17 protein-coding genes and 2 pseudogenes are annotated in these 20,636 nt (G+C 55.8%); 9 read left to right on the top strand and 10 right to left on the bottom strand.

Annotation, left to right across the window (positions count from 1 at the left end; all coding sequences use genetic code 11):
• Window positions 1–216: 216 nt before the first annotated feature.
• Together AO068_RS22810 and AO068_RS22815 are read left to right on the top strand one after the other, a co-directional pair.
• Window positions 217–1,644 carry an SIR2 family protein gene (locus AO068_RS22810; RefSeq protein WP_058409529.1) on the top strand — a complete coding sequence of 476 codons (1,428 nt, stop codon included), beginning with the start codon at window positions 217–219 and terminating at the stop codon, window positions 1,642–1,644.
• Window positions 1,645–1,646: 2 nt separating this feature from the next.
• A complete protein-coding gene (locus AO068_RS22815; protein ID WP_058409530.1) occupies window positions 1,647–2,129 on the top strand; it encodes a TIR domain-containing protein in 483 nt (160 codons plus the stop codon).
• Between the two features lie 217 nt (window positions 2,130–2,346).
• Here the strand turns inward: AO068_RS22815 and AO068_RS22820 are convergent, their stop codons facing one another.
• Complete coding sequence (locus AO068_RS22820; protein WP_230016220.1) at window positions 2,347–2,712, bottom strand: YciI family protein; 366 nt, start codon at window positions 2,710–2,712, stop codon at window positions 2,347–2,349.
• A 70-nt stretch (window positions 2,713–2,782) separates the two neighbouring features.
• Entirely contained in the window at window positions 2,783–3,586 is an 804-nt protein-coding gene (locus AO068_RS22825) for an SDR family NAD(P)-dependent oxidoreductase (RefSeq protein ID WP_058409531.1), read from the bottom strand.
• Window positions 3,587–4,010: 424 nt separating this feature from the next.
• On the opposite strand from AO068_RS22825, the gene AO068_RS22830 reads away from it, so the two are divergent.
• The 4 genes and pseudogenes from AO068_RS22830 (at window position 4,011) to AO068_RS22845 (ending at window position 7,772) form a co-directional block, all read left to right on the top strand.
• Window positions 4,011–4,448 carry a winged helix-turn-helix transcriptional regulator gene (locus AO068_RS22830; RefSeq protein ID WP_058402940.1) on the top strand — a complete coding sequence of 146 codons (438 nt, stop codon included), beginning with the start codon at window positions 4,011–4,013 and terminating at the stop codon, window positions 4,446–4,448.
• A 203-nt stretch (window positions 4,449–4,651) separates the two neighbouring features.
• Window positions 4,652–5,149, top strand: coding sequence for a hypothetical protein (locus AO068_RS22835; protein ID WP_227449417.1), 498 nt, complete (start codon window positions 4,652–4,654; stop codon window positions 5,147–5,149).
• 204 nt (window positions 5,150–5,353) lie between these two features.
• Window positions 5,354–6,675 (top strand): annotated as a pseudogene (locus AO068_RS22840) (IS256 family transposase).
• Between the two features lie 281 nt (window positions 6,676–6,956).
• Window positions 6,957–7,772, top strand: a complete 816-nt coding sequence (locus tag AO068_RS22845; RefSeq protein WP_058409532.1) for a formate/nitrite transporter family protein — start codon at window positions 6,957–6,959, stop codon at window positions 7,770–7,772.
• A 176-nt stretch (window positions 7,773–7,948) separates the two neighbouring features.
• Here the strand turns inward: AO068_RS22845 and AO068_RS22850 are convergent, their stop codons facing one another.
• From AO068_RS22850 to AO068_RS22880, 7 genes and pseudogenes are all read right to left on the bottom strand, one after another.
• Window positions 7,949–8,524: a LysE family translocator gene (locus tag AO068_RS22850; RefSeq protein ID WP_058401000.1), complete on the bottom strand. Its 576-nt coding sequence runs from the start codon at window positions 8,522–8,524 to the stop codon at window positions 7,949–7,951.
• Between the two features lie 49 nt (window positions 8,525–8,573).
• Entirely contained in the window at window positions 8,574–9,410 is an 837-nt protein-coding gene (locus AO068_RS22855) for an AraC family transcriptional regulator (RefSeq protein ID WP_058401001.1), read from the bottom strand.
• Window positions 9,411–9,539: 129 nt separating this feature from the next.
• A pseudogene (locus tag AO068_RS22860) lies at window positions 9,540–9,995 on the bottom strand (HipA domain-containing protein); the annotation flags it as partial.
• A gap of 15 nt (window positions 9,996–10,010) precedes the next feature.
• Window positions 10,011–10,262 carry a helix-turn-helix transcriptional regulator gene (locus AO068_RS22865; RefSeq protein ID WP_058401002.1) on the bottom strand — a complete coding sequence of 84 codons (252 nt, stop codon included), beginning with the start codon at window positions 10,260–10,262 and terminating at the stop codon, window positions 10,011–10,013.
• Window positions 10,263–10,281: 19 nt separating this feature from the next.
• Window positions 10,282–10,986 carry a 4'-phosphopantetheinyl transferase family protein gene (locus AO068_RS22870; RefSeq protein ID WP_058409533.1) on the bottom strand — a complete coding sequence of 235 codons (705 nt, stop codon included), beginning with the start codon at window positions 10,984–10,986 and terminating at the stop codon, window positions 10,282–10,284.
• The gene (locus tag AO068_RS22875) at window positions 10,983–15,023 is read right to left on the bottom strand and encodes a Pls/PosA family non-ribosomal peptide synthetase (protein ID WP_058409534.1); all 4,041 of its coding nucleotides are present in this window, start codon (window positions 15,021–15,023) and stop codon (window positions 10,983–10,985) included. Before AO068_RS22875 ends, AO068_RS22870 begins: the two co-directional genes overlap by 4 nt.
• Window positions 15,024–15,502: 479 nt before the next feature.
• Entirely contained in the window at window positions 15,503–16,798 is a 1,296-nt protein-coding gene (locus tag AO068_RS22880; protein ID WP_058401005.1) for a M20 family metallopeptidase, read from the bottom strand.
• Between the two features lie 279 nt (window positions 16,799–17,077).
• Here AO068_RS22880 and AO068_RS22885 point away from each other — a divergent pair, with 279 nt between their 5' ends.
• A complete protein-coding gene (locus AO068_RS22885; protein ID WP_058409535.1) occupies window positions 17,078–18,208 on the top strand; it encodes a Fic family protein in 1,131 nt (376 codons plus the stop codon).
• 123 nt (window positions 18,209–18,331) lie between these two features.
• Here AO068_RS22885 and AO068_RS22890 read toward each other — a convergent pair whose 3' ends face one another.
• Window positions 18,332–18,646 (bottom strand): helix-turn-helix domain-containing protein, encoded by a 315-nt coding sequence (locus tag AO068_RS22890; RefSeq protein WP_057403187.1) that lies wholly within the window; start codon window positions 18,644–18,646, stop codon window positions 18,332–18,334.
• 311 nt (window positions 18,647–18,957) lie between these two features.
• Here AO068_RS22890 and AO068_RS22895 point away from each other — a divergent pair, with 311 nt between their 5' ends.
• Together AO068_RS22895 and AO068_RS22900 are read left to right on the top strand one after the other, a co-directional pair.
• Window positions 18,958–20,025: an FUSC family protein gene (locus tag AO068_RS22895; protein ID WP_058401007.1), complete on the top strand. Its 1,068-nt coding sequence runs from the start codon at window positions 18,958–18,960 to the stop codon at window positions 20,023–20,025.
• A gap of 10 nt (window positions 20,026–20,035) precedes the next feature.
• Window positions 20,036–20,497, top strand: coding sequence for an Lrp/AsnC family transcriptional regulator (locus tag AO068_RS22900; RefSeq protein ID WP_002555556.1), 462 nt, complete (start codon window positions 20,036–20,038; stop codon window positions 20,495–20,497).
• Window positions 20,498–20,636: the final 139 nt, after the last annotated feature.

Consider the following 20,636-nt stretch of genomic DNA (forward strand, 5'->3'; position numbering starts at 1 on the left):
ATTATTGCGAGTACATTCCGCAATCATGAATTGGATCCCATCAAGGCTAAACATTGACCAAAGCCTTGCTCGTAGACACGCCACGTGAGCGCGGGCAGTCACGGTGAACAATTCCTGACAAAGTTTTAGACAGCATGTTGTGCTCGCAGACTGACAGTCTGAGGCGAAGCTGGCCGCGAGCAGGGCTTTCAAGGTGATCGACGTTAAGGACGTGAAATGGCCTTCTCTGGCGAAATCAATTCGTTTATCAAAGAATTTGTCAAAGATTTAAGTGAGGATAATGCTGCGGTCTTTGCTGGCGCGGGCATGTCAAAGGGTGCCGGTTTTGTTGATTGGAAAGAGTTACTGAGAGACATCGCGGACGAGCTGGATCTGAAGATCGAGCAAGAGGACGACCTGATTTCTCTAGCGCAATTTCACGTGAACAAACTCAAAGGCCCAGCGAAGCTTTCTCGAAAAATCCTGGAAGAGTTTTCCGAACAGGCTGAACCATCGACGACCCATGAGATCCTGGCCCGCTTGCCAATTCGCACGTACTGGACAACGAATTACGACACTCTTGTCGAAGATGCGTTGAAACGCACCTTTAAGGTTCCGGACGTCAAGCACAGCGTTGCGCAACTCAACACGACCCGGCCGAAGCGAGATGCGGTGGTGTACAAGATGCACGGTGACGCCCATCACCCGAACGACGCCGTTCTCTACAAAGAACAGTACGAGCGTTACTACCGCACGCATGAGGCCTTTGTTACGGCGTTGAGTGGTGACCTTGTCTCCAAGACTTTCCTGTTTATCGGCTTCAGCTTTACTGATCCGAATCTGGACTACGTGCTTAGCCGCCTCCACACCACTACCAAACGCAACCACTACTGCTTTGTCCGCCGGGAACCGATCGCCCCCAAAGACGATGATGAAGTCAAGGCCTACAAGCGCCGCAAACAGGATCTGCGTATCGACGACCTGAAGCGTTACGGTATTCAGTCATTGCTTATCGACAATTATGAGGACGTGCCTGTCATTTTGCAGGAAATCGAAAGCCGCTTCCTGAAGAAGACGGTGTTCATATCTGGCAGTGCCGAAGATTTCGGCGAATGGGGTCAGCAGGAAGCTCAGGAATTCATCCATACCCTCTCCGCCTCTCTGGTCAAGAATAACCTACGCGTTGTAAATGGTTTCGGCTGGGGCGTGGGTAGCGCAGTAATCAACGGTGCGCTGGAAGCGATCTACGCCAATCCTGAGAAATTCTCTGAAGACCAGTTGATCATGCGGCCTTTTCCGCAGGTGGCGACGAAGGCTGCAGACTTGCAACAGCTCTGGGAGCAATACCGCCAACGCATGATCGGGCTGACCGGCATTGCCATTTTTGTGTTTGGCAACAAGCGAAGCGCAGAAGGCAAGATCATTGAAGCAGGCGGCGTAATCAGGGAGGCGCAGATCGCCATAGACAAGGGGTGCGTCATCATTCCGGTTGGCGCCACAGGATTCGCGGCTCAATCAGTCTGGCAAATGATTTCCGCAAGAGATGAGCTCTTCCAAGGTGTTGAGTGGATGCGCCCACTGATCGAAGAGATCTGCGACCCACAGATCAAACGCAAAGAAATTATTATCAAAATCGTCGCAATTCTTAACCGCCTAGGGAAATAAACATGGCAAAACGTAAGGTGTTCTACAGCTTCCATTTCGACAACGATGTCATGCGTGTCCAGCAGATCCGCAACATGGGGGTCATTGAAGGCAACGCAGCGGTTACCGCCAACACTTGGGAGGAAGTTAAGAAGAAGGGTGACGCCGCGATCAAGGCTTGGATCGAAGAAAACATGAGCGGGAAGTCCTGTGTCGTAGTGCTCATAGGTAGCGATACGTCCAAGCGTCCTTGGGTTCAGTACGAGATCAAAAAAGCTTGGGAAGAAGGTAAAGCTTTGCTTGGCGTCTATATTCACAACCTCTCGTGCCCCAATAAAGGAACGTCCAGCCAAGGTGCGAACCCTTTCGACCTATACACTTTCAAGACAGGTGACAAGGTAGTGAAACCTCTGGTTTTCAACCCTAAATCTTCTGATGCTTACAATGACATCTCGGCGAATCTCGCGAACTGGATTGAGTCCGCCATCACGCAACGTAACGGTTGACGATTTCGTGGCCTGTAGGGATGGAACACCCCCCTACAGGCCGCTGTTCAACTCGTATCTGGTTCCATAGCTATCTGCCAGTCCCTTTTTAGACGCCTTCTTAAATGTTGTATAAGGAAATCTTGGGTCAAGCTCCAGCATTCCTTTAGATACGAAGAACGTTCAGACTGGCTGAAGCCCTATGGGAGAAACCCCTGCACCTGCTCGGTGACGCAGTTCAGTCGGACGTTTTTTCTTGGTCACGGTATTTCAAATGTGGCATTGCATAATGTTCATAATGGCCGACACCATTTTTCACAATCGGGTCCTCAGAGGTAAAGGAAGCAATTTCAACGTCTTCTCCGATTTGAAAAAGAGACATTCCGTATCCTATCGGGGGTTCAAGTACAGGCCCGTGGGCGACGATCACTCCTTTTTCGAGAAGAGCGTTCAAATAGTCACCGTGCAACTGCATCAAGCTTTTTTCTTCGGGAGACAAGGTGCTCAGAAAATCAGCGCGCGGCGGTACGAACTTGCAAAAGTAGTATTTCATTTTAAAACCCATACTGGAGACGTGACTGATCACCTGGCCGTTGCCAAACATTAACCACCATCAGCACGTACGTGAATTTATTTTCTGGCTAAAGACTTGTTTTGCTTTTAAACGTCAGAGTTTAAGCTGTTTTCACGCTCTTAAGAATTGAGCCTTCAAACATGCTGGGCAGGTAACTCTGTAAGAACAAAATCATTCCAGTCATTTTGCCGACAGGATTGCTGAATTTAGGATTCTTTGCTTCGATCAAGCTATTGATTTTTTTGATAACAGCATCGGGCTTTTCTGCTGCATCAATACCTTTTTGGGTTGTTGCTTCAACCTTCCTTCTGTAATTGTTGTAATCGGCAATTCGGGTTCCTTCTGCCGATACAGCATGTGCGCCCAGATTCGTTTTGAACCAGACCGGCTCAACCATGCTGACCTTGATGTTAAATTGATCCAGCTCGAATCGCAGAGACTTGAAATAGCCTTGGACAGCGTGCTTTGAAGCTGTGTAGTAAGAAAGGTTGGGAGGACCGATCAGGCCTACAATAGAACTGACCGTGATGATCTTCCCTCCTTTCTGTGCTCGAAAATAAGGAAGCAAAGCGTTGGTTACCTTCACGGTGCCCCAGAAATTTGTCTCCAACTGTTTGCGGCCCAGTTCAATAGAGGTCTCTTCCGCTATGCCCGTGACCATATAGCCAGCATTATTCACGAGAACGTCGAGCCGCTTGATATGCTTGAACAGGTCTGTGACAAATGACGCAATTGAAACATCATCATCAATGTTCAGTTGCAAGAGTTTGAAAGGTACTTTGCTTGCGTGCTTTTGGGGCTCTCGGCTGGTGCCGATCACCTCATAGCCCTGTTTGTGAAGGCTATTGGCAAGAATCAATCCAAAGCCAGACGATGCTCCGGTAACCAAAACTGTTTTTTTCATCTTAGTACTCTCGTGGGCGTGTTTTAACAGACCGCAAGATCACGGTCGGTGGTTTTTGGGATTGCGTCATACTTTGATGCCGACCCCCTGCCCCAGTTTTTTAGCGATTTGAGCGTCACTGATCGCGTCTGTTTTCTGAGGTGAGGCTGATGGATGAACGATAGTATCGATTCAGTACCTAGTCAATACCGAAATGATACTGACAGTGAAAAATCTTTTCCCACCTACCTGTCAGCTCAAACCTCTGTTCGTTGGGGGCGCGGTGTTGCGATCCTGACGCGCTTCAGCCTGGGGATCGGGAGCCATTGAATTTCTGCCCTCCCCACGCCTCGAATGGATGACTTTTCACGAGTCCAAACCCTGTTGGACTCGTGGCTGCACACCTGATAGTATCGTTTCAGTATTGAGTTAATACGGAAATGATATGAACACTAAAGACCCAACTCAAGGCACTTGCCCTATTGCGCGTAGCCTGGCCGTTCTGGGCGACACCTGGTCGATGTTGATTTTGCGAGATGCTAATTCAGGATTGACGCGCTTTGATCAGTTCAAGAAGAGCCTCGGTATCGCCCCGACCATGCTGACTAAACGTCTCGAAACCCTCACAGAGGAAAAGCTACTCGAAAAGCGTCGTTATTCAGAGCGCCCACCGCGTGATGAGTACGTGCTAACCGAGGCTGGGCGCGACTATTGGCCGGTGCTTTTTGCGATAGCTGCCTGGGGACGGAAGCACCGCGGAGAAGGCAAGCTGGTCTGGTTCAAAGACGCCGAGACCGGAACTGACGTAAAGCCTGTCGTGATTGATGCCGAGACCGGCGCAGAGATCGGCACCCGCGCCATTCAAATCGATTTACCGGAATAGTGCCGTTGTGCCGCAGCCGATTGGGCAGCACAGGCGTCAATGTCGAGCCGTCGCGAACTTCGTTGGCGTTTCCGCTTGAATAGCGATTGGCACCCCCCAAAAACCTAAAGATTTGGTTGGATCGGCCGATAATTCAGAAATGATACGTTTTGCTACATTTCCGTACCAATGGCGTACTGCGGACATCTCATGAGGCATATACGTTGAACATCACCACTCAGCTCTCCAATTTTAGCTACACGCCAACGGTCGTCCCTGCGCCCAGGCCTGACAGTGCCGACGTCACAGATGAATCGCTTGAGTCGTCTTCTGCAGCTACAACTGCAATTCCTGCCGAAGGGGTAAAGGTTTCATTGTCTGAGGCGAGTATTCAGAAATCTGCCGACGACAAGAAGCCACAGGCAAAGTCGAATGCCGATATCGAATCAAGCGGCTTACCAGACCAGACGCAAAAAACCCTCAAGATGATCCGCGAGCTTAAGCGACAAATTGAGGAGAAACAGCAGGAGTTACAGGCGCTCATGGCTGATCAGAATATGGATCCCGAAATCAAAAAATCCAAAATCGGCGCATTGGTCACGGAGATCTCAACCCTCAGCGCTGGCCTGGCGACTGCCAACAACGCCCTGGTAAAACAGGCACGCGAGAATAAGATATCACCCGACCAGTTGCAGCAGGCTCAACAACTCGCGGCGAAGTGATGTCGCGAAGTCCTTACAATAGTTGAACGCTATGCCAATCCGTCTCCGAGAAAAGCACGCTTTGCGTGCTTGCTCGGAGCCTTTGGAAGAGGATGAGCGAGGCTGTTTGATACGAGGGCAGATGTGCGCAGAAGTGAGGGACCCTGTGAAAGAGACTGTCAGAAATTTTGTGTTCGGGCATAACATGTAGCTAGAGGTGCATGTATGCCGACCAAAAAGAAGTCCGCCAATGCAACAGCGAGGGAGTTGCCCTCGATTCCCCAAGAGCTGATCGAGCAGTTTGTTAAAGGCCCGATGAGCGCCGAAGCCATTCAAGACTGTTCAAGAAGGCTCTGATCGAGCGTGCGCTAGGCGCCGAGCTGGGTCACCACCTTGGTTACCCTCAGGGCGCGGAGCGCCCTGAGGAGTCGACCAATCAGCGCAATGGCAAAAGCAGCAAGACGGTTCTGACCGACGACGGGCCGCTCCGCCTGGATATCCCCAGAGACCGCGATGGTAGCTTCGCCCCGATCCTGATTCCCAAGCACGAACGACGTTTTACAGGCTTCGACGACAAGATAATTGCCATGTACGCCCGGGGCATGACGGTGCGTGAGATCCGCGCTTTTCTGTCTGAGCAGTATGGAACTGACGTGTCCCATGACTTCATCAGCTCAGTCACCGATGCGGTCATGGAAGAGGTGGGCGCTTGGCAGCAACGACCCTTGGAACCGATGTATCCGGTGATCTTCTTCGATGCGTTACGGGTCAAAATCCGGGACGAGGGGTTAGTGTGCAACAAGGCTATTTATCTGGCGCTGGGGGTATTACCTGATGGCACGCGCGACATTCTGGGTATATGGATCGAGAGCACCGAGGGTGCCAAGTTTTGGATGAAGGTGTTCAACGACCTCAAGACTCGTGGCGTTGAAGATGTTCTGATCGCCGTCACGGATGGCCTCAAAGGAATACCGGAGGCGTTGGGGGCGGTTTTTCCTGCCACGACGCTGCAAACCTGCATCGTGCATCTGATCCGCAACAGCTTGGACTATGCCGCTTGGGATAAACGTCGAGCACTGGCCAAAGCACTCAAGCCGATCTACCAGGCGATCAATGCCGATGTGGCTGAGCAAGAGCTTAACGCCTTTGAAGCGGGCCCCTGGGGCAAGCAGTATCCGACTGTGGTTGCTGCATGGCGTCGCGCTTGGGATCGGGTTATACCGTTTTTTGTTTTCCCGGCGGGCATCCGCAAAGTGGTTTACACGACCAATGCCATCGAGAGCATCAATGCCCAGTTACGCAAGATCATCAAGACTCGAGGGCACTTCCCGACCGATGAGGCCGCGACGAAACTGATATGGCTTGGGTTGCGCAACATCACCGCTAACTGGGGTCATGCGGCACACGACTGGAAAGTGGCAATGAATCAATTTGCGTGGTTGCGCAACATCACCGCTAACTGGGGTCATGCGGCACACGACTGGAAAGTGGCAATGAATCAATTTGCGATCCTGTACGGAGACCGATTTACCAGACCGAGCTGGTAAAACAAGGGCCTGCCTGACGGCAGGCCCTAACCAGCCCGAACACAAAAAAACTGATACTCCCGGTTTAGTTGACCCACTACAAACCTGCCAACCAAACAACTATAAGCCCACTCCCCCCACAGCATCCTCCCCAGTCATCGACCCTCTCAATCACCCGATCAAAACATCCGATTAGCCATCCTTCGAAACATTCCGTAACGTTGTTTCCCCGTGCGACAGATGCGCGCACCGCTTGAGCTTCTACTCCCCACGCTCAGCCCACGACCACGCACGAGCCCACCATGTCTCTGAATACCCCGCAGCAAATCGCTGAAATTGCCGTCGAAAGTGGCGTCAAGAAAGCCCACTTGGGCCTGTCGTCGTTGATGATCCTGGGCTTTCTGGCAGGGGCTTTCATTGCCCTCGGGTTTCTTCTCGATATTCATGTCAGCACCATGATCCCTCACGAGTGGGCGTCGCTGGGCAATCTGCTTGGCGCTGTGGTGTTTCCGGTCGGGCTGATTCTGGTGGTGCTGGCCGGTGGCGAGTTGCTGACCGGCAACATGATGAGCCTGCCCATGGCGCTGTTCGCCGGGCGTATCGGTCTGGGTCAGTTGGTGCGCAACTGGGTACTGGTGACGCTGGCCAACCTTATCGGCGCGCTGTTCGTCGCCTATTGTTTCGGCCATGTGGTGGGGCTGACTGAAGGCCAATTCATGGCCAAGACTGTGGCCATCGCCAATGCCAAGGTGGGGGCCAGCTTCGAACAGGCATTCATCTCGGGTATTGGCTGCAATTGGCTGGTGTGCCTGGCGGTGTGGCTCAGCTACGCAAGCAAGGACGTGATCGGTAAAGTGGTCGGCATGTGGTTTCCGGTGATGGCATTCGTCGCGATCGGCTTTCAGCACATCGTCGCCAATATGTTCGTCATTCCTGCAGCGATCTTTGCCGGTGCCTTGAGCTGGGCGCAGTTCGGCGACAACTTCGTTCCGGTATTTTTGGGTAACGCGGTGGGCGGTGCGGTGTTCGTAGGCCTGGCCTATCACCTGGCCTTCTTCAATGCGGCAGCCCGACCTGTTGAGCTGTCCAGGACCAGCGGCGCGCAAGCACCGGAATAATCTGACGCCATACACGCTCTGTGGTGAAAAGAGATGACGACCGCAGAGCAAACCAGCAAGTTAAAGAGCAAAACTCACGTCACAAGCAAATAGTCGAGTTGCTCGACAAGAGCAGCCTTTGATTTGAAATGAAGCCGACTCCTCGCGTGCCTGCTGCCAACCCATGCCGCACACGTTCAGACACTGTCCATAAAACCGATCCACGCCGCCAGCAGCAACAAAACCGCCAGCACTCTATTCATGCACTTCACTCGCCAAGGCGATGTGAGCCAGCGGGTCGAGCCTGCGCCCATCAACGCCCAGCTGCCGAGGCAGGGCAAGGAAATCAGAAAGAACACCAGCGCCAGGTAAGACACCGGGTTGCTCTGGCTGAATACACTGACCACCGCCAGCGCCATGACCCAGGTCTTGGGATTTACTAATTGCAGTGCTGCGCCACCGATAAAGCCCATCGGTAGGCTGTTTTGCCGCTCGATTGAGTCGGTCGGGCTGGCACCTGTCTTCCAGGCCAGCCAGGTCAGCCACAGCACGCCGACCCATGCCATGACGCGCTGAGCATTGGGGATCGCGAGCAGTGAGTGGCCGACACCCATGCCGACGAGCAACACCAACAGTGCAGCGCCGGTGCAGGCTCCCAGAATCAACGGTACGACGGCGCGCCAGCCGAAGCGGGCACTGTTGCTTAATACAAGGATGTTGGTGGGGCCGGGGGTAATCGAGGCGACGAAGGCGAACAGAATGAAAGGCAGCATGATCGGCAATCCAGGGCTGAAAAAGCCCATGCTGCGACATACCACAGGATCAGTCTGGAAGGTTTGAGCAGCGCAAGCGATAGGCCGCCGGGCTCAGTCCGTAGGCGCGCATGAACCAGCGGCCCAGATGGCTTTGGTCAGCAAAGCCCAGATCGCTGGCCACCTGAGCGGGCCAGATTCCGGCTGCCAGCATTCGACGGGCCTTGGCCAGGCGCAGCTGTACCAGATATGCATGAGGCGGCAGGCCGAAGGCGGCCTTGAACGCCCGAGTCAGGCGAAAGCGGTCAACGCCACAAACAGTTGCCAACTCGTTCATGCCCACGTCCTGATGCAGATGCGCGTGCAGATAATCCCTCGCCCGCAAGGCCACTTGCGGCAAGCGCGGATCGGGATCGGTCATGCGTCGCCATTGCACCCGATCAATGAGCTGCGCCAGTAATTCATCCAACGCGCTTTGACGAACGATACGTAGTTCTTTTTGATGCAGCGCCGTGAAAGCGAACGTGACCGCGTGAGCCAGCCGTGATTCGGTTTGCAGGGTGTTGGCGAAAGAAGGCAGATGCTGGTCGGGAGCCTGATCGAACAACCCACTGAGCTCCCGGCTCAGCCAATGCGGGTCCAGGTACAGCATCTGATAGGTGAACCCTTCGGCGCACGGGGCATTGCCATCATGAATTTCCCCCGGTTCCAGTGTGAACACCTGCCCGGGCGTGCTGGCATGGCGCTGACGGCGGCAATTGAATTGCTGCACACCTTGCCGGGTAACACCCACCAGATAGCTGTCATGCCAATGGGGATCATAGGCATGCCCCTGAAAGTGCGCGTGCAGCGTCTCGATGCCTGTATCAAAGTCGCGAGCGAGGTCTATCCAGTGTGTGGAAGGCATAAAACACCTGAATCGATGAAAGCGATTGGTTATCGCTGACGTCAGGAGGTGAGTCTAGAACATTCGTGCATTCATCTGTCTGTTGGAATTGCAGTTGCCAAAGGTCGCGACACGAAGCCCAACGGCTCGCTATCCAAAAGTTTTCATAAACGGCTCAGCACATCGCCTGACCGCAGCGATGACCTCCGGCGCCCGCTCGTTCAGCTCAACCGAACGCGCCAGTACTTGCTCCAGTGCCTGAAGTTGCCCGGAAATCACCTCCTCTGGACGTGTCACATCACAGATCTGGGCGAAATCCAGTAGGCCCTGCCGCGAGGCGAATAGCGACTTGTTGCCGAGCAGATCCAGTGCCAACACGTCCTCGGGGATGTAAGCCGTGGTGTTGACGATGTCGTAAGCTGGAGCGAGCCGTGCATCTCGTTGGGTGGGGTTGGAATACAGCAAACCGAAGTTTTTCAGGTGGGCGTCGCCGTTGCCGACAATACAGCTCAGGGTCACGATGGCGAATAGCTGGGCCAATGAGTCCTGTACCTGGTCGGGGGCACAGAACAGACGGATTGCTTCGGCGATAGCGGAGTAGCTCTTGCAGCGTGGTCATCATCAGTCGAATACTCCCTCAATTTCATCCAGTGTAGGCATGACAGCGGGTATGACCGAGAGCTCACAATCCAGCGCCCCGAGCACGCGCGCATAGGCTGTCATGCCTACTGAGAGGTCACCTTTTTCTACGGCGATTATCTTTTGCCGTGTGACGGCTGCCAACGCAGCGAGCCTGGCTTGCGTAAGCCCTCGATTGAGGCGGCGCTGCCGAATCTGCTCGCCGAGACGCGTTGTGATGAGGGAATAGTCCATGTTCTGTATACATAACAAATCAGATGAAATGTAACGTATACCTAACCTTTGAATAAATCAAACTGATGTGTGAACGGGGCTTTGAGTCGCGGCACCGGCTGACAGTCCCGACCTGACGGCTCTGAGCTACACATCGAGGCCATTTCAAAGCCACCATCCCAACCACATTCGTCCCCAATTCAACCTCGATGCCCACGCCCTCCAACTGCCCCACCTCTGCCCACTCCCCCAACTCACGCCCATGCAGTTTCAAAAACGCTTCTCGCTCACACCAGGCCCTGGCAAACGCGACCGGGCGCATCGTCTCGGAAACATCCCGCAGTCGCGCACCTACATCTGGCCCGAGATAATCCCGCGCAACAACCTGCCAGTCCGGTACAGGCTGGACCTGCATCAAGTCCACACCCACCGCTCCGTTGAGATTGACCGCAGCCAGAGAGAATCCAGCTTCGTGGCTGATGGAAAAACCGGGCTCCGGCAGGCCGTCGATCATCAATCGCGGTGCAACACCTGGAGCGCTGATGAACGTGATCGCGTCCGGGGGCAATTCGAGCCACTGCCCCACGGCTATACGCGCGCAGGTCCGAATGCGGTTTCTCGCGTCATCTCTTGCAGAGCCAGGCCTGGTGACGCAACTGACCAGCAATACACCGTGGTTCGGGAAAGACTTGGGAGGGGCAAGCTGGCCATTTTCATCAAATGTCCAGCTCGCTCCGGGCCTCATGCTTTGTCAGGTGCCGCAGGGCAGCCGGCCCAGCGGCTGCACGCGGGGATGTGTTCGCCTTTCATCACCAGGGTCAGTGGGCCAAGGTGCGCATCGTTGCCGACTACGGCGCTGTAGAGCACGGCGCTGCGTGGCCCCATGTACACCCGTTCGCCGATGATGACGTGGTCGATTTTCATCACCCGGTCTTCAAACAGGTGTGTTTGCGGGCAGGCACCGGCATTCAGTTCGCTGTCTGCGCCGATGCTGACGCAGTCGAATTCGGTGATGTCGGTGGTGTCCATGTACACCCCTCGGCCAATCTTGCAGCCGAGCAGGTTGAAGGCCAGCGGCAGCCACGGAGTACCGCGCAGGTAGCGCATGAAGTTTGGTGCGGCCATGCCTTCATAGAGACTGGTGATGCCTTCCGAGAGCCATACGAATGGCGTCCACATAGGGTCCGCGCGTTTGCGATAGCGCCCCATGACCAGCCACTTCAAGGCTGCAATCAACAGAAAGTTACCCACGCTGTAAGCCAGGCCGATTACGGCAAGGTAAGCCAGCACGGCACCCCAGCGCTCTTGGTCGGCGAGTGGCATCAGGTCAAGCATCACCGTATAGCCAACCGCAATCACCACTGCGTGCGGAGTGACGATGCGTACACCTTCGACCAGACCTCGGGCCAGACGACGCAATGGCGAGGGCTTGAAGGTCAGCGATTCCGGAGCACCGCTTACCTGCTCGCGGGCTGGCAGGTGAATTGGCGGCGAGCCCAGCCAGGTGTCGCCATCGGCCATCTTGCTGTTATCCGGTGCACAGGAGTGGACGCCGATCAGGACGTTTTCTGGCAGCACCGTGCCATCTGAAATGTAACCGCCGTTGCCGACAAAGCTGCGATTGGATACGACTGTGGGTTGCATGGTCATCCAGCCGCCATCGATACGCTCATCGCCCAGCATCACCGCATCGGCGATAAAGGTTTCATCACCCAGGGTCAGCATGTCCGGAATGACGCCCTGGGCGCTGGAAATCTCGGCGTCGCGCCCTACTTTCGCACCCAACAGTCGATACCAGAAGGGCGAATACACCGTGGCGTAGATGCCGGACAGCACGTTGAGGCTCGCTTCCTGAATCTGGCTGATCAGCCACTTGGCGCAGTAGGTATTGCTGTGTACCGCATAGCGACCCGGCTTGAGACGTGGAAAGACGATCCAGCGCAATGCCGCAGACGCCAGAACAGTCGCGACGATCAGCACCGCACTGGCCGGAAACGCGAGTATGAAATAGCGAGCCAATTGCCCCGCTGCCCCGCTGCCCTCAAACCACGGCAACACGTGCCGGGTATCGAACCAGTCGATCAGGAAAAAAGTAGGGAAGACCGGAATGAAGAACAGCGTGGCAACCGACAGAATACCGAGGGCAAAGAACAGTTTTTCTGCACGCAAGCGCGCACGACTTGCCATGGGCCGCGCAGGCTGACTGAGCGTATCGAACGCGCCGACATCACGCGCAGGTGAGCCCTGCCAGATACGCCCAGCCGGAACCTGCCGGCCGTCGGCCATGGCCGATTGCGCCTCAAGATGCCCCCACGGACCGATAGCGGTATTGCCTTCCATGATCACGTAAGAACCCACACAGGCATTGTCCTGCAAGGCGATACGTCCCAGATGCAGCTGACCCCGCTCGACGCGTGCGTTCTCGAAGCTCACGCCGTTGCCGACGCTGACCCCGTCACCGATTTCCAGCAGGTCGTGGGCCCGCATTGTGGCCCCGCCGATAATCACTTCCTCACCGATCTTTGCTCCCAGGGCGCGCAGCCACAGGGGATAAAGCGAAGAACCACTCAACAGGTAAGTCGGTGCCGACTCGACCATACGGTCGGCGGCCCACCAGCGAAAGTAAGTGACGCCCCACAATGGGTATATTCCAGGCTTCAGGCGACCAACGATCAGCCATTTGGCCGCCCACGCGATGAAAAACTGCAGAACGGTGGCAATCAGAAACACCGAGATAGAAGCCAGAGTCGCCAAAGCCACAGAGTCGTCAGGCGAACCGGTAAGCAAGTGGTAGGTAAAGAACGGCGCGAGCCACTGGGTCATTCGCAGGCTGACCATTACCGGCAATGCCAGGGCCTGAGCCACGCCGCAGCGCCAGCGACGCCACGCGGACGGAGGCGTCCAGTCAACCGGGGCAGCCATCTCTTGTGGAGCTTGATCCAGCACTTCGGCAATCGCGCCGATACGGCGTTGCTGGTAAATGTCGCGCACAGTGATTTGTGCAAAGCGAGGATTCGCACGCAAGGCCGAGGCCAAACGAGCGGCAAAGAAGGAATGCCCGCCCAGATCGGTGAAAAAGTCCGCATTGCGGCGGATCGGCATGCCTGGAAAGAGTGTGGCCAACGCAGCAAACAGTGCGATTTCGCCTTCAGTTTCAGCCACGTCGGACTCTGCGTCAGCACCCGCGGCATCAACCGTCAACGGGCGGGCCTTGAGTGTTTTGCGGTCGATTTTTCCGGACGTGAGGCGCGGCATGCTGTCGAGCAGCTCGAAATGCCCCGGCACCATGTACGACGGTAACCGGGCCTGCAAGGCCTTGCGCAGCTGGCTGGTGAATGTGGAATCCGTCGATGTGTCGCAAACCAGATAAGCAACCAACTGATCAACGCCACCCTCGTTGCGCAACAGGACTGCGACAGTACCTACACCGGGTTGTTGCGCCAACAGCGCTTCAATCTCGCCCAGTTCGACGCGAAAGCCACGAATTTTCACCTGATCATCGGCACGTCCCAGGCATTGTACTTGCCCTTCATCGTCGATCCGTGCGAGGTCGCCGGTCCGGTACAGGCGCGCATCGTGATAGCCGGTGGACCACGGGTTAGGCAGGAATTTCTCCTGGGTCAGATCCGGTCTGCCCAGATAACCTTCAGCCAGACCGGGGCCGATGATGCACAGTTCGCCGACTTCGCCACGGGGCAGCAGGCTGGGTGCCAGGCTGCTGCCGACCGCTGGGTCATTGGCGATTACCAACAGACCATAATTGGGGAGCGGCGTACCAATCGAGACCGGGCGACCACGCGACAACCGCGCCAGACTCGCCGATACAGTGGCTTCGGTGGGCCCATAGGTGTTGAACATTTGCCGGTTCGGCGTTGCCCAGCGGTCGACCAGCGACTCAGGGCACATCTCGCCGCCCAGATTGATCACGCGCAGGCCGGGAACGTCTTCGCTGAACAGCGCCAGCAAAGTAGGCACCGCGTGCAAAACGCTGATGCGCTGCTCGTTCAGCAGACGTGGCAGGGTTTCAGGGTCTCCGCTGGTTTCCTTCGGGCCTATCCACAACGTTGCGCCCACCAGATAGGCAATCCAGATTTCCTCGAATGACATGTCGAATGCCACGGAAAAGCCCTGATAAACCCGGTCGCTGGAGCGGATACCGAGTACCGCGTTTTCGCTGCGCAGGAAATGGCAGATGCTGCGCTGGGAAATCAGGATGCCCTTGGGCTTGCCGGTGGAACCGGAGGTGTAGATCACGTACGCGGGATGATCGGGAAGCACACCACTGCGGCGCACCAACGCTGCGTCGGTCGGTGTCAGCAGCGCTTCGGCCGTCCACACGTTCAGACCGCTACCAGCCAGCAACGGGCTCAGCGCATTACAGGACACCAGCCCCACTGCGCTGGCATCGTCCAGGCATATCTGCAGACGCTCAACGGGCGTGTCCTGATCCAGAGGCAACCAGGCGGCACCCGCCTTGGCGATACCGGCCTGCATCACCAGAAGCTCGATGCCTCGCGGCAGCCACAGACCAACGATGTGCCCAGGCCTTACGCCAGCCTTGATCAGCGCAGAAGCCACCTGATCAGCCTGCCGGTCCAGCTCCCCATAACTGATCCGGTGCTCGCCGAAGATCAGCGCCACTTGCTGCGGATTGCGCCGGGCGCTGGCTTCCAGCAAATCGGCCAGCACTTCCTCGCGTAGCAGTTCAGGTTGAATCGGACCGTAAATCACGTCCGCCGATTGTTCGTTCTGGCAGGTCTGCAGCAGGTTCAGGTTATTCATGGCAGCAAATATTCGCTCGTCTGAAGGAGATGCCTGAGATTTCTGGTTATGGGGTCAGAGCCGGTCCATCAGCGAGTGGCGTGCATTTTGTGGTGACAAGGTGTCCACGATATTTCTGTTTTGATACATTTTGGCTGGAGCGCTGCAGCTCTCACCGCAGTGAAAGAACAGGCTGGCAAAGCGAATATGGCAAAGACTGGCTGTACGAATCTTGAACGATGCAGCGAAGGCAAGAGGTGCCTGTCGAGACAATGATCTGCGCGCTTTTTCAGTTCTATGACTGCACGCAAGAATCGTTTAAACGGATGGCGCGCACCGTTTAAAGTGCTCCATTCGAAAGAGAACTTCGGTGACGTGAGCTAGGGAAGGAGTGGATCTTTCAGTGGTAAAAACCTTGAGGACGGCAACACGCATCAAGTGCTGCCGCCGTCCTTGTGCCCTTCAAGCCAGACAGGGCTCAGCGCCCGACTGAAGAGCAGCTATTTGCCATAGCGGCTGATGAACAGCGCGGCGCGTTTGGTCACCACGGGCAGCGAACTCAGATCGATGGTTTCATTCTCGCTGTGGGCACCCTGCCCCCACGCGCCAAGACCGTCCAGGCTCGCCGTTACATATTTGTTCACATAGGAAATATCGGCACCGCCTCTTTCCGCTGACGGAGCCGATTCCAGTGCAGGTCCATCAAGGTCCTGGCTGACCTTGCTGTAGGCTTGCAGAAGTTTGCGATTACTTTCGCGATCAACCATGACCGGCATGATTGCCTTGATCTTCAAATCGCTATGGGTCTGTGCCAGCGAGTGACTGGCTATTTCCTGCAAACGGGCTTCGGCAGAGCTTCGCTGTTCTTCACTGCTGAACCGCAAGTCGCCGTGCACGGACGCTATTCTGGCAATTGTGGTTTTTCTCCCCGAGGCAGTGCCTTGTCCGCTGGGCACATCTTCCTGGGCTGTGGCGCCGCCCAGAATGAGCCCTGGGTTAATGGTCAAGCCTTGCTCTCCGGAGAGTTTGGAGCGAATTTCGTCAAGTACCCGGGCCGACTCGTACACCGCACCGAAACCGGTTTCAGGCTGAAAAATAGTCGCTGAGTGTTTGTCTATGCCGGTACTGGTCAGAAACCATTCGCTCAACCCTCTGCGCTCGGTGATCAACTGATTGGGCGACAAGGCGAATTCAAAGCCCAGTGCTATGTCGCTTCTTTTGGCTTCGGCAATCAGCCATTCTCTGGAAATTTCAGTCGGCTTGGCCGCCAGCTCTTCGTCACCAACCAGGACCACAGAGATATTCATGTCCTGCAATGCGCCGCTATGCTTCAGCGCCTGCAAGGCGTAAAGAATGGTGACCAGGCCGCCCTTATCGTCGATCACTCCGGGGCCTTTGGCTTTTTTGCCGCCATCTATCAACGAATACTCCTGAAACTTGCTGGTGGCCGGAAACACCGTGTCCAGATGGCCTATCAGCAGGATTCGTTTCGCAGACTTGTTACCGTCATGCACCGCGACAAGGCTACCCGCATGGTTCATCCCTGCGGGCAGCTCGTGCCAACGGGTATCGAAGCCCAGTGCTTCCAACTCTGCCTTCATCAGATCACCGACCTTGACCACACCGTCCACGTTGTCCGTGCCGCTGTTGATGTTCACCAGTTTTTCAAGCAACGCGACCTGCTCGGCACTGTGACTGTCGACGTACGAAGTAATGCTCTGTTCATCGAGCATCGTTCCTGCCAATGCGCCATGGCAGAAAAACAACGTCGTGAGCAGGGAAATACTTTTTTTCATTGAAGATAAACTCCGCTTGGCCATTAGTGATGACCGGGGCATTGCGCCCGGGATCTCATCAGATTGCCCACAAGGAGCGATGCTGTGCCGTCCTAAGTGTCGGGAAGGCTGATACGGTTCCATTGCGCCAGCAAGTGAACCACTATGAAGGCGGACGAACGGTAGTTGAATTTTTTTGGCCCGAAACAACGTCTGGACGGTGAGCCGAATAGCCAGCACAATCGGCTCACCTTATGAGCCGATTAAACCCGTATTCGGCTCACCTCAAAGGCATATCCAATGTCCGAACATCTCTGGATCTGGCAGCAGCCGGACTGGCCCCACTTCAACTGGAGCGATGAACGCATCGCGCCCTTGATACGAGCGTGCGCTAAAGCTCAAGGTCGCCTGCTGGGAATGAGCGGCGTAGTGAGTGGCGATGCCGAAATGCGCGAGGGCGTGGACACCCTGTTGCAGAATATTGTTACCTCGTCTGCCATCGAAGGCGAGCGACTGAATGTGGGCTCTGTCAGGTCTTCGTTGGCGCGTCGTCTGGGTATTGCCAATAACGGTAAACAAAACCCCCGCAGCGAGGGGTTGGCAGAGCTGATGCTGGACGCCACACGCAGGCACGATCAACCGCTTGACCTGCAACGCCTGTACACCTGGCATCGCTGGCTGTTCCCGGCAGAAGACAGCTTTGTATCCGCTCGCATCATGGCAGGCCAGTTGCGTAGCGACGAGCCCATGCAGGTGGTCTCCGGGAGACTTGATAGACCGGTCGTGCATTTCGAAGCACCACCGCGCGCGGTGCTTGCGCAACAACTGGACGACTTCCTCGACTGGTTTGCCGCCAGTCAAAATGATCCGGGGCTAGATCCATTCGTGCGTGCCGGCATCGCACATTTCTGGTTTGTGACGCTGCATCCATTTGACGACGGTAATGGTCGCCTGACGCGGGCGCTGACTGACCTGACGCTGACTCAGGGCGATCAACAAGCTATTCGGCTGTTTTCCATGTCTGCCAGCATCCTCGATGACCGCGCCGGGTATTACCATGTTCTGGAAACCAGCCAGAAACGTACAACCGATATCACCGAGTGGCTGGAATGGTTTTTGCGCACATTGCTGAACAGCATTGAGCATGCCCTGGTTCGTATCGAACGGGTGTTGGCCAAGACGCGATTCTGGCAGTTGCACAATGGTGACGGCTTGTCCGCCGAGCAGGTCAAGGTGTTGAATCGACTGCTTGATGGCGGCGAGCGGGGCTTTGAAGAAGGTCTGAGCGCCGCGCAGTATCAAGCGGTAGCGAAAGTCTCCAAGGCCACGGCGACCCGGCATTTAAGTGATCTGCTTGGCAGAAACTGCCTGACTCGTCTGCCCGGCGGCGGCCGCAGCACTCGCTACCAGATCAATCGGCCCTTGCCATAAGGGCTGCAGAATCTGAGGGGGCTACTGGCCCTTCAAGCGCGCGGCACTGGTAGCATCGACCGTAGCGTCCAACTCTGCACACAGGACACTCCATATAAATGTAGGCCTGAGCCATCAGAAGTCCTACGGCTTGCTTCTGGGCAGGCGAACGCGCTTGCGGTCGGCCGCTTCAAGCTGTTCGACGCTAAACGACTCGTCGTCTCGCAGCCCCTGAAACAAGCGCTCTGACACACCCAGCCCCCAGACCACCAGCATGAAGTCGCGCAGCGATACGCCGTCTGCGCTGCCTGCTTCGATGCGTCGAAATGTACGCAGCGAAATGCCCAGCCGCTCGGCAAGATCCACTTGCCGAACGCCCTGTTGTAGCCGGGCCTGCTTTACCAGCAGGGCAATCCGCAACAGCGTGTCGCTGCATTGAACGGGGAAAAAAGCTTTCATGAGCAGTTACCAGCGAGCAGGCGCGGGTGTTCAAGGAATCACAAAGTAGCACGTTTGCAGGCTTGAACCTGTAGATAATAGATCATGAAAGTACACATTAATGACCATAAAGCCTCATATAAAGGCATCTTAAAAAGTGCTGGATTTCATCCTTACTGAATTCAGATCGTGATTCCTACCGCTTGAATCCACGATGTCATGTTCACTGATCACCAACATACACCACCCATCTCCTCTCAAAATGTGGCTTACTGAGACCTGCCATCATCCAATCAGGGAATCTCTTCCCTACCCTCGCGGTCTCTTAACGCATGACGAATTCGCGCTCTGCTTTCATACCTTCCTGGCTTCGCCCTGTTCTGCGTCCGCTGCTGGACCCGTATCGCCGTTATCGGCATGCGCGGCTGATCCACGCGGCGCGGATTGCGGTGGGCTTGCTGGTAACGATTCTGTTGACCACGGGCCTCAATCTGCCTCATGGCGAGTGGGCGTCGGTGACGATGCTGATCGTCATCGGCGGTTTGCAGCACCACGGCAATATCGGCAAAAAGTCAGTCGAGCGCGCCTACGGAACGTTGATCGGAGCTGGTCTTGGCCTGATCGTGGTGGTCCAGCAGGGCTATCTGGAAATGCCGTTGCTGACCTACGCGATGATGTCGGTGCTGTGCGGTTTTTTTGCCTATCACGCTATCGGCAAAGGCGGTTACACGGCGCTGCTGTCGGCGATAACGCTGTTTATCGTGGCCGGTCATGGCTACAACCCGATCAGTGACGGGTTGTGGCGCACCGTAGATATTTTGATCGGTATCGCGCTGGCGCTGGCCTTCTCCTTCGCCCTGCCGCTGTATGCCGTGTTTTCCTGGCGCTACAACCTGGCCAGTGGCTTGCGTGATTGCGCCAAGGTCTATGGACGCATCGTGCAAGGCCAGCCGGTGACCGCAGACGAGCATCTCAAGCTGACCGCCAGGCTCAACGCCACGATGCTGCAATTGCGCTCACTGCTGCCGTCGGTTTCCAAGGAAGTGAAGATGTCCATGGTCGAACTGGACGCCATTCAAGGCCATTTCCGCATGTGCCTGAGCACCCTGGAAATTCTTGCCAATATTCGCCCCGCCGATCTGGATAAAGTGGCGGGCGAGTCGTTGAAGACTTCGCTGGATAACGATTACCGGCAGATCCGTCGTCAGTTGATCGGCATGGCTCGCGCGCTGCAAACCGGCGCAACCGAGCGTCTGGTACGCACATCAGAAAGCGCTCCCGCGCAGCCGGTCATTCCAGCCGAGTTGATGGGCTATCACTTGATGACTCAGCAACTGGCACAGAACCTGGACGGGCTCCAGGCACGCCTGGCCAAGACCGCTAAACGCTGGAAGTTTTAAGGAAATACCCGTGCCCGATACCCGCCCGCCCGTGCTGGACGAAATTGATCGACAGTTGATCGCAGCGCTGCAAATCAATGCCCGCGAAAGCGTCGCCATGCTCGCCCGTCAACTGGGCATCGCCCGCACCACCGTTACCTCCCGGCTGGCACGCCTGGAAAGCAGCAAGGTGATTACCGGCTATGGCGTGCGCCTTGGCCAGCGAGTGGTCAGTGGCGGATTGCAGGCGTATGTCGGCATCACCGTGCAACCCCGTTCGGGCAAGGAAGTGCTGCGCCGACTCAGCGCCATGGCGCAGGTTCAGCAACTCTGTGCGGTGAGTGGCGAGTTCGATTATGTCGCCTGGCTGCGCACGGACTCTCCCGAGCAATTGGACCAGCTACTGGACCTGATCGGCAGCGTGGATGGTGTCGAGAAGACCACGACATCGATCATCCTCAGCAGCAAGATCGACCGCGGGCAACCGGTATAAGCAAGCCGTGGCTGGACAGAACCATACAATATGACCAAAATTTTCGTCACTTCGCATAAATAAACAGCATAACGACGACACTTTGCGTCTTATGTACGTGCTCACCCTTCTCTAGACTGTTGTTTTTCGCCGTTGCCCA

Origin of the sequence: Pseudomonas sp. ICMP 3272 (assembly GCF_001466905.1) — a bacterium.
Classification (GTDB): Bacteria; Pseudomonadota; Gammaproteobacteria; order Pseudomonadales; family Pseudomonadaceae; genus Aquipseudomonas; species Aquipseudomonas amygdali.